Source organism: Alkalicoccus luteus (genome assembly GCF_052061695.1).
Taxonomy (GTDB): domain Bacteria; phylum Bacillota; class Bacilli; order Bacillales; family Salisediminibacteriaceae; genus Alkalicoccus; species Alkalicoccus luteus.
The window spans coordinates 92,077-106,388 of the sequence record NZ_JBPZEY010000007.1; the positions used below are offsets into that span (position 1 = coordinate 92,077).

General features: G+C 54.1%; 12 protein-coding genes. 10 read left to right on the top strand and 2 right to left on the bottom strand.

The features are described from left to right. Positions 1-76: 76 nt before the first annotated feature. The 3 genes from ACSZLD_RS10930 (at position 77) to ACSZLD_RS10940 (ending at position 4,551) form a co-directional block, all read left to right on the top strand. A complete protein-coding gene (locus ACSZLD_RS10930) occupies positions 77-2,050 on the top strand; it encodes a methyl-accepting chemotaxis protein (RefSeq protein WP_377909079.1) in 1,974 nt (657 codons plus the stop codon). 126 nt (positions 2,051-2,176) lie between these two features. Continuing rightward, entirely contained in the window at positions 2,177-3,133 is a 957-nt protein-coding gene (locus ACSZLD_RS10935) for a carbohydrate kinase family protein (protein WP_444685185.1), read from the top strand. Beyond that, positions 3,130-4,551, top strand: coding sequence for a sucrose-6-phosphate hydrolase (locus ACSZLD_RS10940; RefSeq protein ID WP_444685186.1), 1,422 nt, complete (start codon positions 3,130-3,132; stop codon positions 4,549-4,551). Before ACSZLD_RS10935 ends, ACSZLD_RS10940 begins: the two co-directional genes overlap by 4 nt. 300 nt (positions 4,552-4,851) lie before the next feature. Here the strand turns inward: ACSZLD_RS10940 and ACSZLD_RS10945 are convergent, their stop codons facing one another. Then, positions 4,852-5,211, bottom strand: a complete 360-nt coding sequence (locus tag ACSZLD_RS10945) for a response regulator (protein WP_444685187.1) — start codon at positions 5,209-5,211, stop codon at positions 4,852-4,854. 280 nt (positions 5,212-5,491) lie between these two features. Between ACSZLD_RS10945 and ACSZLD_RS10950 the strand changes: the two genes are divergently transcribed. From ACSZLD_RS10950 to ACSZLD_RS10975, 6 genes are all read left to right on the top strand, one after another. Next, positions 5,492-6,187: a uracil-DNA glycosylase gene (locus tag ACSZLD_RS10950; RefSeq protein WP_377909083.1), complete on the top strand. Its 696-nt coding sequence runs from the start codon at positions 5,492-5,494 to the stop codon at positions 6,185-6,187. Beyond that, positions 6,184-7,002 (top strand): aldo/keto reductase, encoded by an 819-nt coding sequence (locus ACSZLD_RS10955; protein WP_444685188.1) that lies wholly within the window; start codon positions 6,184-6,186, stop codon positions 7,000-7,002. The genes ACSZLD_RS10950 and ACSZLD_RS10955 overlap by 4 nt, the downstream gene beginning before the upstream one ends. Positions 7,003-7,015: 13 nt before the next feature. Further along, on the top strand, positions 7,016-7,882 hold the full coding sequence (locus ACSZLD_RS10960) for an NAD(P)-dependent oxidoreductase (RefSeq protein ID WP_377909085.1): 867 nt from the start codon (positions 7,016-7,018) through the stop codon (positions 7,880-7,882). Positions 7,883-7,890: 8 nt separating this feature from the next. Further along, positions 7,891-9,987, top strand: a complete 2,097-nt coding sequence (locus ACSZLD_RS10965; protein WP_444685189.1) for a cache domain-containing protein — start codon at positions 7,891-7,893, stop codon at positions 9,985-9,987. 58 nt (positions 9,988-10,045) lie between these two features. Continuing rightward, entirely contained in the window at positions 10,046-12,538 is a 2,493-nt protein-coding gene (locus tag ACSZLD_RS10970) for a M3 family oligoendopeptidase (protein WP_444685190.1), read from the top strand. Between the two features lie 112 nt (positions 12,539-12,650). Beyond that, a complete protein-coding gene (locus tag ACSZLD_RS10975) occupies positions 12,651-12,950 on the top strand; it encodes a YwdI family protein (RefSeq protein ID WP_377909088.1) in 300 nt (99 codons plus the stop codon). Here the strand turns inward: ACSZLD_RS10975 and ACSZLD_RS10980 are convergent. Further along, positions 12,947-13,573, bottom strand: coding sequence for a GNAT family N-acetyltransferase (locus ACSZLD_RS10980; protein ID WP_444685191.1), 627 nt, complete (start codon positions 13,571-13,573; stop codon positions 12,947-12,949). The genes ACSZLD_RS10975 and ACSZLD_RS10980 overlap by 4 nt on opposite strands. A gap of 100 nt (positions 13,574-13,673) precedes the next feature. On the opposite strand from ACSZLD_RS10980, the gene ACSZLD_RS10985 reads away from it, so the two are divergent. Continuing rightward, positions 13,674-14,045, top strand: coding sequence for a DUF423 domain-containing protein (locus tag ACSZLD_RS10985; RefSeq protein WP_377909090.1), 372 nt, complete (start codon positions 13,674-13,676; stop codon positions 14,043-14,045). The last annotated feature ends 267 nt before the right edge of the window (positions 14,046-14,312 follow it).

A 14,312-nucleotide genomic window follows, 5' to 3' on the forward strand; every position in this document is an offset into this window, starting at 1 on the left:
GAATTACATAAACGATTAGGAACTATCCGATCTAAGAACAGGGACCTATTATGAAGACGGGACAGGGGGAAACAGCATGATGCATTCACTAAAAGGCAAGATGGTCGTATTCTCAGCAGGGCTGATTGTACTGACGATGCTCGCAGCGTCGTTTGTGATCTATAGTCAGCTGAGCGGAGGGATCGAACAGTCGGTCCAGGAAAATGCGTCGGCTACTGTGGAAGACGCCGAACGCTACATACAGGAATACCTGGATAAGTATTCACTGTCTGTCGACATGCTCGCACAGGACGAGCGTACGGTATCGTTTCTGGCGGACGACGATGAGGAAGCATGGCAGGAAATGAACAGTTACTTTGAGCAGTTTATGGCCAGGGAGGAAGGAACTCAGCTCATGTATGTCGCCACGGAAGCAGGGGAGCTCGTCTCCACCCCGGCAATCGACCTGCCGGATGACTTTGATCCGCGTGAGCGTCCGTGGTATACAGCAGCGGTGGACCATCCGGAAGGTGTGATTTGGACCGATCCGTACATTGATGTGGATACGGAGGAGCTGATCATTACGGCTGCCCGCGCTGTTGAACAAAACGGCAGTCTGCTCGGCGTTCAGGCTGTAGATCTGTCACTTGACCGGATGGTGCAAGTACTGCAGGCGTCTGATACAGGTTATGACGGGGAACTGGCACTCCTTGATGCAGAAGGAACATATATCGCACATACAAACGAATCGCTGGTCGGCGAGACCGCGTCTGAAGCACCTGCCCAAGCGGCAGTCGGCGCAGACAGCGGCGGTTCCAGCTCTTCAGCTGGCGAAACCGCTTATTTTGAACCGGTGGCAGGCTTCGGCTGGACGGTTATGGCCGGCTATGAGGACCGTGTCCTGTACCAGGAGCTCGCGACGGCGCGAAATACGTTTATCGTCGTGGGGCTTGCGGCTGTGCTTCTCGCCGTAGCCGCCTCATATGCAGCGGCTTCCCGTCTTGTGAAGCCAGTGCGCCGTTTGAACGAACATGTAGGACGCATGGCAGACGGAGATTTCTCGGAAGCCGTCTCCATTCGCGGAAAGGATGAGATCGGCCAGCTTGGGGCCTCCGTCAGCGTCATGACTGCCAGCCTGAAAGAACTGATCGGCTCCATTCAGGACTCTGCCGGCCGGTCCAGGGCCATGTCAGAGGAGCTTAGCGCCGTTGCTGAAGAAACAGCTGCAGCAAGCGAAGAAATGGCTTCAGCGGTAACGGGCGTTGCAGACGGCGCCACACGTCAGGCAGAAGACGTGGAGCAGACAAATCAGCAAATGCAGCTGCTTTCCGGACGGCTGGAGGAAGCCGAGCGCCGCACGAAGCGGATGACGGAGCTTTCTGACGATATTCGCGACGCCAATGAGGCAGGAAGCCGCAGCACGAAAAAACTGGCGGAACGAACCGAAGCGGCAGAAACGCTTTATGACAAGGCAAACGAAGCTGTATCGGCACTTACTGCAAAAGTAGCAGAGATCGGAACGGTAGTCCGCACGATTTCAGAATTTGCCGATCAGACGAACCTGCTCGCCCTCAATGCGAGCATCGAAGCAGCACGGGCCGGTGAACATGGACGCGGGTTTGCCGTGGTAGCAGAAGAGGTGCGCCGCCTCGCAGAGCAGTCGCTGGCTGCGACGACGAAAATTAACGACACGATCTCTGAGGTGGAGCACGAAACAAAGCGTGTTGCCGGCACGATGGATTCCGTGAACGAGATGCAGAAGGAGCAGCGCGGAGCTGTAACAGAAACCGGCGAATCCGTGCAGTCCATCATTGCCTCTGTAGAACTGCTGACCGCAACGCTTACAGAGCTGGATGCCGACCTGAAAGAGGTGAGCAGCTACAGAAGCAGCATCGCAGAAGCGGTCGCGAGCGTGGCGGCAGTTGCTGAAGACGCAGCTGCGACATCCGAAGAAGTATCGGCTTCTGCGCAGGAGCAGTCTTCTGCCGTCGCATCGGTTGGAAGCACATCCGAACAGCTGAGCGATTTAAGCATCGCCCTGCAGGAAAAGACAGACCGTTTTCGCTTCTGATACTTGTTCCTGTGCCGGTCCATCCGTATAATATAGACCATAACAGAAGGTTACCCGGCAGGTTTTACTGCGCAGCGGTAACCTTCTTTACTCTATAACAGGCCGAATGGAAAGAGGGGAACAGTGATGAAAAACGGTGTAATTTGCCTGGGTGAAGCGTTGATCGATTTCATCCCGCTTGATGACCATAATGAAACGTTCCAGAAAAGCCCGGGAGGGGCACCTGCCAATGTGGCAGTCGGACTGGCTCGGCTTGGAGCGAAGGCGGTTTTTTTAGGAAAGGTCGGCGACGACGTGCTTGGACGTTTCCTGAAAGAAACGCTCGATGCATTTGGCGTCGATACGTCTGCTATGACGTTTACCCGTGATGTACGGACGGGGATCGTCTTCGTTACGCTCGGCGATGGCGGCGAACGAAGCTTTGAATTTTACATTGATCCAAGCGCAGACCGTTTTTTAGAGCCGGGAGATATTCCGCAACAGCTCTTCGACGAAAATAACGTGCTTCATATCGGCTCCATCAGCTTAATCAGCGAGCCGTCCCGGTCCGCCACGCTGCACGCCGTAAAAGAAGCAAAAGCGAACGGCATGCTGATTTCCTACGATCCAAACCTGCGTCTCGGGCTGTGGGAATCAGAGGAAGAGGCGAAAGAGGGCATCCGGACGCTTCTCGGCGAAGCGGACGTACTGAAGCTTTCCGAGGAGGAGCTGGAATTTCTTACGGGCGAAACCGATATGGAAGCCGGCGTAAGCAGACTGGATGTGTATAATATTCCACTTATTCTCGTCACACTTGGAGCAGACGGAAGCTGGGTGTTTATTCAAGGAGAAGCACCGCTGCACGTACCGGCACAAAAGGTCGATGCCGTTGACACAACAGGAGCCGGAGATGCATTTGTTTCCGGAATGCTCTACCAGCTTCATTTACTCGATCGGGACATTCGCACCCTCTCACCTGAAGAAGCAGCGGAAATGGCAGCCTTCGCAGCCGTTTCCGGTGCTCTGGCAGCTTCGACTAAAGGAGCGATGACGGCACTGCCCACGCTCGAGCAGGTGAAAACGTACAGGGAGGAAAAAGCATGACTGAAAACGAAAAGCAGCTGCACGATGCAGCCTACCAGGCAGTAGTGAAAGAAGGAGCACGAGCAGAAGCGGATCCATATAGACAGGTGTACCACCGGATGCCGCCAGTCGGTCTGTTGAATGACCCGAACGGCTGGATTCAGTGGAAGGGCACGTACCACCTCTTTTTTCAGTGGAACCCGTTCGCGCCGGATCATACCCACAAATTTTGGGGGCACTGGACGTCTGAAGATCTCGTAAATTGGAACGAGGAACCGATTGCACTCGCGCCGAGCGAGTGGTTTGAGAAGAACGGCTGCTATTCCGGAAGCGCGATGGAACTGGATGGAAAGCTGGCGCTTCTATATACCGGCAACGTAAAGGATGAAGCGGGAAATCGCGAAGCGTACCAGTGTCTCGCACTTTCTGAGGACGGCAAAACCTTTGAGAAAAAAGGGCCGCTCGTCGACAGCCAGCCGCAGGGATACACGGCTCATTTCCGCGATCCGAAAGTATGGGAAGAAAACGGCTTCTATTACTTTGTCATCGGGGCCCAGACAGAAGCAGAAGAAGGACAGGTGCTGCTTTACCGGTCCGCTGATTTTCAGAAGTGGGACTATGTCGGTCCGTTTGCAGGCTCCCGCCTGAACGGACTGGACGCGTTCGGCTACATGTGGGAATGCCCGGATCTGTTCCGTCTCGACGGAGAAGATGTGCTGATCGTGTCGCCGCAAGGACTGGAGCAGCAGGGGAACCGCTTTGAGAACGTCTACCAGGCCGGCTATTTTACAGGAAAAGCAAATTTGGAAACGCCGACCTTTGCGCATGGTGACTTTCATGAGCTGGATGAGGGCTTTGAGTTTTATGCTCCGCAGACGACGCTTGATGAAAAAGGCCGGCGCCTGTTGTTCGGCTGGATGGGAGTGCCGGATTCGGACGAGGAGCATCAGCCGACGACTGAAGCCGGCTGGATTCACTGCATGACCGTTCCACGAGTGCTGCGTGTGGAAAATGGCGCTGTCGTACAGGAGCCGGCAGAAGAGCTGGAGGCACTGCGGGCAGGAGACCCGCTTGAGATGAAAGTCCGTCTTGATCAAGGCGCCGAAGCAGCTGTTACCCCCGCGTCGGAAATCGTACTGGAGACGAATGAGGCATCCAGCTTTTCCATTACAATTCGCGAAGGGCTGACCGTGACGTATGAAAACGGGACGCTTTCCATGAGCCGCCCGCGCTTTAAAGACGGCAAAACCGAAACACGCAGCACCGATATTGCCTCGATCGACGAGCTGCGCCTGTTTTTGGACAGCTCGTCGGCAGAAGTATTCGTCGACGGGGGCCGAACCGTCATGACCGCCCGATTTTTCCCGGAACCAGAAGCAAATATCGTCCGTATCAGCGGGGAAGGCAGCCTCATCTGGCGCTCCTGGGAACTGGCATAACGATCGAAAGAAAAGCGCCGCATCGCCGGCGTTTTTTTCGTATCCGCTCTTGTAGAAGCGCGCTCTTTCATTTCGGAAGGCGGGCACCTCGCGTGCGATACTGGAGCAATGTCGCATGTGGCCGGCTTTATATAACGGTTGCTGGTGCTTGTGTCGGTTTATTCTTGAAAACAATCTGTTGCGTTGCATCACTTGCCGCTGGAGTGAAGCAGTTTTCTGAACGGATGCCGAACGCCTCTTTTCTGTTCTCGATCACAAAAAAGCCGCACTCAGGAAGAGGCGGCTAGTCAAGACAGGGAGTCAGCTCATCACTTTTTCAAAGGATTCTTTAATGCGTGCTTCATCAAATGGCTTTACGATAAAATCAGAGGCTCCTTTTTGGATCGCATCGACCACCATCTTCTGCTGTCCCATGGCAGAACACATAATAACCTTGGCATCCGGGTCTAACGCTTTGATTTTTTCCAGTGCCTCAATACCGTTCATTTCCGGCATCGTAATATCCATCGTTACGAGATCCGGCTTATGCTCCTCATACATAGCGACAGCCTCCAGGCCATTCTCTGCTTCAGCGACGACTTCGTAGCCGGCATCCGTCACCATCTTTTTTAACGTCATTCGCATAAAAGCTGCATCATCTGTAATCAACAATCGAGTCATCTCGTTCCCTCCTGTATAATGAAGATAGAAATTCCCTTTACATAGGTACAAAGGTTTGCTTAAGCTACCCACCTTTGATTCGATAGTCTCTTTTAGTATGCCATAATTAGATGGATTGCGAAAGAAGTACTGAGTAAAAAGCCTGACTCAGTCAGGGAAGATGACGAACAGACGGCTTTTGCCGAAACTGTTTTCAGATCTGTATTCAAGGGAAATGAAAGCGGGGAAGGAATTTATATTTCGTCTGGCGAAGTAAACAGGCGTGAGAGGAGCGTACAGAATGGCAGATGCGTTTCAAAATGACTGGCAGCAGGTGATCGGCGGTGAGCTCGCGAAGGATTACTTTCATGACCTGCGTGCATTTTTAAAAGAGGAATACAAGCAGCAGGCTGTTTTCCCGCCTAAGAACGACATTATGAACGCGTTTCATGCTACATCGTTTGAAAAGACTAAGGTTGTGCTGCTCGGTCAGGACCCCTATCACGGCAAAGGACAGGCGCACGGCTTGAGCTTTTCCGTAAAGCCAGGCGTCAAAGTGCCGCCCTCGCTCGTCAATATTTACAAGGAGCTGGAAGCGGACGTAGGGTGTCCTGCTCCTCAGCACGGACATTTGCAAAAGTGGGCAGAACAGGGTGTGCTGATGCTGAATACGGTGCTCACCGTAAGGGCTGGAGAGCCGCAGTCTCATCGGGGGAAGGGCTGGGAAACGTTCACAAACGAAGTGATCGACCGGCTGAATGAACGGGACACCCCGCTGATCTTCCTTTTATGGGGAAAACCTGCGCAGGAAAAGCGGGAGCGGGTGGATGAGGAAAAGCATCTCGTGCTGACATCGCCGCACCCGAGTCCATTTTCAGCTAACCGCGGCTTCTTTGGCAGCCGGCCCTTTTCTGCCATCAATGAGAAGCTGCAGGAATGGGGAAGCGAGCCGATCGACTGGTGTCTGCCGCTCGACCCGGAGGAGGCAAAACGATGAAATCATTAGCAGATACGTGGACACTGGCCAACGGCACGGAAATGCCGTGTCTCGGTTTTGGTGTGTATAAAGTAGACCAGGAAGAAACAGGGCCTGCCGTTCGGACGGCGATTGAGACCGGCTACCGGCTGATTGACACCGCCTCCTATTATGACAATGAGTCCGAAACAGGGCAGGCCATCCGCGATGTCGGTGTTTCACGTGAAACGTTGTTTCTAACGACGAAGGTGTGGAATACCGAGCAGGGCTATGAAGAAACGCTCCGGGCGTTTGAGAAAAGCAGAAAAAAGCTCGGCGTCGATTACGTTGACATGTACTTGATTCACTGGCCCGACACCCCGTATCCGGAAACGTGGCGGGCAATCGAAAAGCTGTACCGGGAAGGCTGGATAAGGGCAGCCGGAGTCAGTAATTTCCTCGTCAGGCATTTGCAGCGGCTGCAGGAAACAGCGGAAATCCAACCGATGGTGAATCAGGTGGAATATCATCCGTGGCTGACCCAGCCCGAGCTTTACAATTACTGCAGAAATAACAACATTCAGCTGCAGGCGTGGAGTCCGCTCACCCGGGGACGAAAGCTGAAGGATCCGGAGCTGGTCCGCATGGCCCAAGCTTACAGCAAAACGCCGGCTCAGATTATTCTCCGCTGGAACATGCAGCGACACGTTGCGGCAGTGCCCAAATCGGTGACGCCGGAGCGCATTCGTGAAAATGCGGCCATTACCGATTTTGAACTGAGCAGCGGCGATGTGGATACGATGACCGCCTGGAATGAAGACATGCGGTTTGGCTCCAGTCCGGAAAAATTCGCATAAAAGGAGAGAGAGCATGAAGGATGTCGGTTTTATTGGAACGGGAGTGATGGGAGCGAGTATGGCAGGGCATCTGATGGAAGCCGGCTATACGCTCCACGTTTACACCCGCACAAAAGAAAAAGCAGACAAGCTGGTGCAAAACGGGGCCGTCTGGCATAATACACCGGCAGAATTGGCGCAGCACACGGACGCCCTCATCACGATGGTGGGCTACCCAGAGGATGTTGAGGCGCTCTATTTTGGAGAGGCGGGACTGATCCGGCAGGCAAAGCAGGGAGCACTGCTAATCGACATGACAACATCCAGTCCGCTGCTCGCCGAAAAAATTGCCGCTGAAGCAGAAGCTGCAGGCCTGCATGCACTGGACGCACCGGTTTCAGGAGGCGACGTCGGTGCCAGAAACGCCGAGCTTGCTATTATGTGCGGCGGAAGCGCCCGGGCCTTTACGCTCGGTGAAGCACTGTTTCGCATCATGGGGAAAAAAATCGAGCACTTCGGAGCTGCGGGATCGGGCCAGTTTACGAAAATGGCGAATCAGATCGCTGTTGCCGGCACCATGCTTGGGGTCGCGGAGTCATTAGCATTTGCAGAAAAAGCAGGACTCGATCCGGAGCAGGTGCTGCAGACGATTGAAACAGGCGCTGCGGGCAGCTTTTCGCTGACCAAACTTGGGCGCCGCATGATCGCTGATGATATGGAGCCAGGCTTTTATATTAAGCATTTTATTAAGGACATGTCGATCGCGCTGCAGGCAGCCGAGGAGCTGAAGCTAGAGCTTCCGGGACTGCAGCTGGCCCGCAAGCTGTACGGACAGCTGGCTGAAAACGGCCGCGCGGACGAAGGCACGCAGGCGCTGATCCGCTGGTATGAGGGCGGCTGACCAGGATTATGAAAAGAAGACTCAGTCACCAGCTTTTTATTTTTATGCTGCTCGTGTCTGTGCTCCCGATGCTCCTCATCGCTGTTATCGGCTATACTTCTCAAAAGGAAGAGCTGACGCGGCAGGTGGAGCGGGAGCTGCGGCAGCAGAGCAGTCAGATCACGGCCGAAACGGCCCGTTACTTAGAAGACAGGCTGGCAGATACCCGCTACCTGGCAGAAAATGACGTGCTCCGCAATCCGTTTTCAACGGCAACGGAAATGCGGGAGCAGCTCAATCAGTTTCTGGACGTTCATACCCGCTATGACGATGTTTTCATCATTCATCCCCGCGGTATCGTACTGACGGATGGACGAAGCGGCCTTTACGGACAGGACGTAAGCGGCCGTCCCTGGTTTCAGCAGGTGCTTGCCGGCAGCGCACAAGTATCCTCGATTTACCGCTCACCGCTGCTGGATGAAGTAGTGCTTGCCTTTGCAGCTCCGGTATACGATGAGGACAATGAACTGGTCCGGATGCTGCTGCCGATCTTTACGATCCAAAACTTTCAGGAGGACATCAGCGGGTTTATTCAAAGCAGCGATGCCGGCTACGCGATGCTGATGGACAGCGGCGGGGAGCTCCTGTCGCATCCGGACGAATCACTTGTGCTGGAAGAAGCCTACTTGGATGATGACATGCTTTCAGCTGCTTCAGAAGGTGCCATTGTCTCGACAGACAGCGGTGAACTGGTATCAGTAGCCGAGATAGACAGCTTTCCCGGCTTTGAACAAAGCTGGTATCTGGGTGTCGCAGCAGATGAGCAGGTGCTGCAGACGCCGTTGATGAACCTGATGATCAGCTACGTTGCCGGCTTCGGCTTTGTGCTCGGGCTGCTTATCATCGCTGTCTACTGGCTTGCAGAGCGGCTGACGAATCCCGTGCGGCAGCTCGTCCGCAAATCGCGGGCGCTAGCTTCCGGAGAGCGGGAAGAGGAAGCCTTTCACGGCCACTACCGGGAAATGATGGAGCTGAACCGGTCGTTCGATGCGATGGCCACAAAGCTGCAGGAACGGGAGGCCTTTCACCGGCGCTCAACGCTTGCGCTTGAATCAAGTGACAACGGGGTTTTTGCCTTCGACCGGAAAACAGGCGCCATCACGCTTTGGAACCGGACGAGTGCGTTTATGTTTGGCGTACCGGCTGAAGAAGCTGTAAGTATCGATGCGCTGATGGTACATTCAAGTGCCTTTCGGCAGATGTCAGATCAAATCTCGTTTAACAGCGTCAGCGAACAGCAGGTTACGCTGCAGGCAGAAGGGGAAACAAGGATACATAGCGTGCTGACGGCGCCGTTGCCGACAAAAGAACAAGAAGAGCTGCTCGTCATGTGCTACGACGTTACCGATCGACAGACCGCCGAGCAGGAGATGATCCGTTCGGAAAAGCTGAAGGTGGTGGCTCAGATGGCGGCAGGCTTTGCCCATGAGGTGCGTAACCCGCTTACCACGATCCGCGGCTTTATCCAGCTCAATCATCAAAACCGTACGCTTATGAGCGACGCCTCCTACCAGCTTGTGATCGACGAAATTGACCGGGTGAATACGATTATCCATGAACTGCTGGATACAGCTGATCCGGATGCAGATTCTGCACGGAGAATCACCGACGTCAATCAAGTCATCCGGGATGTGATCACGCTGCAGGAATCCCAGCTGCGATCGAAGGGCATCAGCTGGCAGCTGATGCTCGATCCTAAGCTTCCGGAGGCGCACGTGAATCGGAACAAGCTGAAGCAGGTGCTCGTCAATTTGGTTCAAAATGCTGTGGAAGCGATGCCGGACGGCGGAGAGCTTCGTATGATGACCGATTGGGAAGACGGCGCCATGCTCGTTGGAATTGAAGATACGGGAATCGGCATGGAGCAGCCGGTGATTGACCGGCTCGGCACGCCGTTCTTTACGCGCAAAGCGACAGGCACAGGGCTTGGCCTGACGATGAGCTTTCGTTACGTGGAAGAGATGAACGGGCACATGTCCATTATGTCCCGTCCGGGAGAAGGATCTTTGTTTACCCTCCGGCTCCCGGCAGCCGTATCAGAAAGGCATGCTGCTTTAAGTGAGTAGAACGATCATGGTATCTTTAACACAGTGTTTAAAAATGACAACAATTGAGGTGACCGAGATGAAAAAAGCATTAGTTGCAGGAGCAACGGGGCTTGTCGGACGACAGCTCACCGAAAAGCTCCTTGAACAGAACGCGTACGATAACGTCAGGCTGTTAACGAGAAGGCGCACACCGTTTCATGATCATGAAAACGTCACAGAGCATGTCGTCGATTTTGATGCCCTCGAGCAGTATGCAGAAGCGTTTGAAGGGGTGGACGATGTGTTTATCGCCCTCGGCTCCACGATTAAAAAAGCCGGGTCCCGCGAAAACTTTATGCAGGTCGACTACTTATATCCGCTGAAAATAGCGGAGCTTGCCAATAAACATAACTGCGGCCGGGTCCTCGCGGTATCTGCAATGGGAGCGGACCGGGAATCCCGCTTTTTCTATAATCAGGTAAAGGGCAGCATGGAGGAAGCACTCATGGCACTGGAGCTGCCGACACTGCACATCATTCGTCCATCCCTGCTGACGGGAGAGCGGTATGAGTTCAGGCTCGGTGAAAAATCAGCTGAAATGCTGACGAAGCCGGTAAAAGGCTGGTTGAAGGGCCCGCTGCAGAAGCTGGCGCCGATCGAAGCATCCGTCGTAGCAGAAGCAATGGCGCTGATCGCACAGTCCGAAAGCCGCGGTCTGCACGTGTTTGAAAACGAAGACCTGCACCGTATCGGCACAGCGGTCCGCGGAGGAGGCAGCTCTAAGGAAGGGCGCTACCGGCAGACGTGGAATCTGGACTCGATCTTTAAGGGCGGAAGCAGCTCCAAGCAGTTCGCTCAGTTTTTAACGAACACCGAAACGGATCTGTCCACGATGAAGCTGAAGCTGGAGAAAGCAGCGGCGAAAGATGCTCCTGATCCGGAAGAGTGGGCGTATGCGATTGAGCGGCTGCAGACAGTCGGCATGAAGGTGCGTGAAGTAAACGCCTTCGTCAGCTGTCTGACAGCTCAGGACGTGCACGATAAAGAAGCGCGCCGGCTCGGCGGAAAGACAAAAGAGCTGGCATCGCTTTATCGTCAGCTTTTCTCCATCGTCGACGAGCAGCTGCTTCAGTTTACAGATGCGCAGTGGCATACGTTTATGGAGCAGGAAACGATGCAGAAAATTGCAGAAAACCTGCAGGAACGCCGCGATCTGGCGAAAGAAAAACTTCCATCTGAGCAGGAGCAGCTGATTCAAAAGCTGTCAACGGACGGCTATCACGCATGGGGCGAGCTTTACAACACGATCGTCGGCCGCATGAAGGTGGATATTCGCGAAAAAGGCATAAAGCGCAGCTATTCCGTCGGGCAGGCTGCCAATAAAATGTCTGATAAAAACCGGGCGGTCAGACGCCACGTTTTCCGCCAGTTCGAACAGGCCTGGGAAAAGGAAGCGGAGCTGTTTACAAGCTCGCTGAACCACCTTGCCGGATTCCGTCTCGCTTCGTATGAAGCACGCGGCTGGGAAAATGTGCTGAAGGAACCGCTCATGATCAACCGCATGAAGCAGGAAACACTCGATACGATGTGGGAAACAATTGAGCATAACAAATCACTTTTCACCGGCTACTTGAACCGCAAGGCAGAGCTTCTCGGTGTCGAAAAGCTGGCAATGTACGACGTCAGCGCACCGCTCACAAAGGAAGTGCCGCAGGTATCGTTTGATGATGCGGCAGATATGATTATCGAGCAGTTTGGCCGCTTCAGCCCGGAAATGGCTGCATTTGCGGAAAAGGCGTTCAAAGAAGAATGGATCGAAGCGGAAAATCGCGACGGAAAGCGTCCGGGAGGTTTTTGCACGAGTTTCCCTATCCGCGAGCAGTCCCGTATTTTCATGACCTATGACGGATCGGCTTCGAACGTGGCGACGCTTGCGCATGAGCTAGGACACGCCTATCATCAGCACGTCATGAACGACATGCCGTATATGGCGCAGGGATATGCGATGAACGTGGCGGAAACAGCGTCTACGTTTGCAGAAATGATCGTTGCCGATGCATCCGTCAAGCAGGCATCATCACGCAAAGAAAAGCTGCAGCTGCTGGATGACAAATTAAACAGAAGCGTGGCCTTCTTCATGAACATCCATTCACGTTTTCTGTTTGAAACCCGTTTTTACGAAGAGCGGAAGAACGGACTGGTCAGCCAGGAGCGTCTCAATGAACTGATGACGGAAGCGCAGAAAGAAGCCTATCAGGATTCACTGAGTGAGTACTCGCCGATGTTCTGGGCATCGAAGCTTCACTTCCATATCACCGGCGTTCCGTTTTACAACTTCCCGTACACCTTCGGCTACTTGTTCAGCATGGGCATCTATGCACGTGCCGCAGAAGAAGGAACGTCGTTTGAAGCGAAGTACACGGAGCTGCTTCGAGATACAGGCAGGCTGGACGTCGAAACACTCGCCCATAAACACCTCGGTGAAGATATCACAAAGCCGGATTTCTGGCAGAAGGCCATCGACTTTCTGAAAGAGGACGTTGAAACGTTTATGAAGCTGTCTGAAGAAGAGCTCAGCAGTAAAAAATAATGACGCATCAATCAGCCGTCCCGGTATCGATACCGGGACGGCTGTTCTGTCTTTCGTTTTGAACAGGAAAAGAGTACAATAAGAGCCGGGAACGAAAGGAGCGGAAACTGCAATGGATATACCGGCAAAACTGGTGATCGAAAAAATGGAATCGGAGCTTGCCAAGCTGAAGCAGAGCATGAGCGGGGAGACAGCAACGTCCTACCGGGATCATGCCCAGTCGTTGAAAACGTACTGCGAGCTGCTGCTGGAGTCGCAGCACACCGGCACCTATTATAAAGCGGAACCGGTGCGTCATGCGACACCAGAGCAGGTGAAAAAGCAGGCCGCTCCGGCGCAAGAGCCGGAGAAGCGGAGCAGCTTTTATGATGATGGCGATAAGCCGGACAGCGACAGCCTGTTTGATTTTTAGCGGTTAACGTCCGGGTTGCGCCATTCGACGAGCACGGCGTAGTTATGAGATTCATCGTCTTCCACATAGCCGGGCAGCGGCTGGACCGCCGTGAGCCCTTGACGAAGCATGAAGCTTAAGACGAGGTCGTGGATGCGTCCTGCCGCGACCTCCTGCATGTACTGCCCGGGTGAGAGACGGTCTGCCCATTCGCGGTAGCCGGGAATGCGGCAGCCTGCTACATAACGCGCCAGCCCGAGCCCTCGGACGAGCTGTTTGCGCTGTTCATACAGAGCAGAAGCAACGCCCCGCCCGCGGTAATCCGGCCGGACGCACACATCAATGCCGTAAAGCGTATCGCCGTTCGGGTCATGTGTGCCACGGATGTAGCCGTGATCGGCAACCTCATCCCACGTGTGCGATCCCTCATGCAAGGTCGTAATAAGCGACGTAGCCGACCCGGCAGGCGCACCGTTGTAAAAAGCGATCATCCCGCCTTCAGGGAAGGTGGCAGCGTGCGCTTCAATGTGAGCGCGCGACCACCACAGCTCCTCTGGAAAAGGCGGAGGAAAAGCTTCTTTCTGAATCAGCAGCAATTCATTATAATCATCAAGCGTATATGGCCGTATGTCGATAGAGGACAAACCGTCCCCTCCTTTCAGAATCAGTCTGTGTGCCTATTATAGTAGGGAGAAGGGACCTTCGCAAAGGAAAACCTCAGCCAGGAAAGGGAGTTTACTCGCAATGAAATTATTTTTAATGATTGGCGCTGTTATGTCGTTCTTGTTTGTCGCAATCGGTGCTTTCGGGGCACATGCTTTGGCAGGAAGGCTGGAACAAACCGGATACACGGCAACGTTTGAAACCGGCGTACAGTATCACATGATTCATGCACTCGCGATCATCGCCGTCGCTGTATTGACCCAGCATCTGTCCTCGCACGGTCTGCTGCACGGTGCAGGCTGGGCGTTTACGGCCGGCATCGTCATCTTTTCCGGCAGCCTTTATACACTCAGCCTCACAGGGATCCGGATTTTTGGAGCGATCACGCCGATCGGCGGCCTCGCCTTCCTCATCGGATGGGTGCTCATCGCCATCGCCGCGATTGTCGAATAACCACAGCTCCGAACAAGACAGCTTCCAACAGCTTGAACACCTGCGCAAAAAGAGGGCTCATCCATCGTGGATGAGCCCTATCCAAAGTGTCGATAACGTATTTTTTAGTGAATAACCTTACACCTGCCTGTATCTGCGGACCCTCGCTTTCCGGAGGGAACGGGATCGGCTCTTCCTTCTTCCGTCGGAAGCGCTGGATCTTCGCCTCGTTCTGATCCTCCAGGAGTCGAGATCCTTCGATGTCGGCAGCTGGCAGTCCGTTTCACC

Excerpts from the sequence above, each read along its gene's own strand:
- ACSZLD_RS10930 (WP_377909079.1), top strand. The coding sequence starts at position 77 with ATGATGCATTCACTAAAAGGCAAGATGGTCGTATTCTCAGCAGGGCTG.
- ACSZLD_RS10935 (WP_444685185.1), top strand. The coding sequence starts at position 2,177 with ATGAAAAACGGTGTAATTTGCCTGGGTGAAGCGTTGATCGATTTCATC.
- ACSZLD_RS10940 (WP_444685186.1), top strand. The coding sequence starts at position 3,130 with ATGACTGAAAACGAAAAGCAGCTGCACGATGCAGCCTACCAGGCAGTA.
- ACSZLD_RS10945 (WP_444685187.1), bottom strand. The coding sequence starts at position 5,211 with ATGACTCGATTGTTGATTACAGATGATGCAGCTTTTATGCGAATGACG.
- ACSZLD_RS10950 (WP_377909083.1), top strand. The coding sequence starts at position 5,492 with ATGGCAGATGCGTTTCAAAATGACTGGCAGCAGGTGATCGGCGGTGAG.
- ACSZLD_RS10955 (WP_444685188.1), top strand. The coding sequence starts at position 6,184 with ATGAAATCATTAGCAGATACGTGGACACTGGCCAACGGCACGGAAATG.
- ACSZLD_RS10960 (WP_377909085.1), top strand. The coding sequence starts at position 7,016 with ATGAAGGATGTCGGTTTTATTGGAACGGGAGTGATGGGAGCGAGTATG.
- ACSZLD_RS10965 (WP_444685189.1), top strand. The coding sequence starts at position 7,891 with ATGAAAAGAAGACTCAGTCACCAGCTTTTTATTTTTATGCTGCTCGTG.
- ACSZLD_RS10970 (WP_444685190.1), top strand. The coding sequence starts at position 10,046 with ATGAAAAAAGCATTAGTTGCAGGAGCAACGGGGCTTGTCGGACGACAG.
- ACSZLD_RS10975 (WP_377909088.1), top strand. The coding sequence starts at position 12,651 with ATGGATATACCGGCAAAACTGGTGATCGAAAAAATGGAATCGGAGCTT.
- ACSZLD_RS10985 (WP_377909090.1), top strand. The coding sequence starts at position 13,674 with ATGAAATTATTTTTAATGATTGGCGCTGTTATGTCGTTCTTGTTTGTC.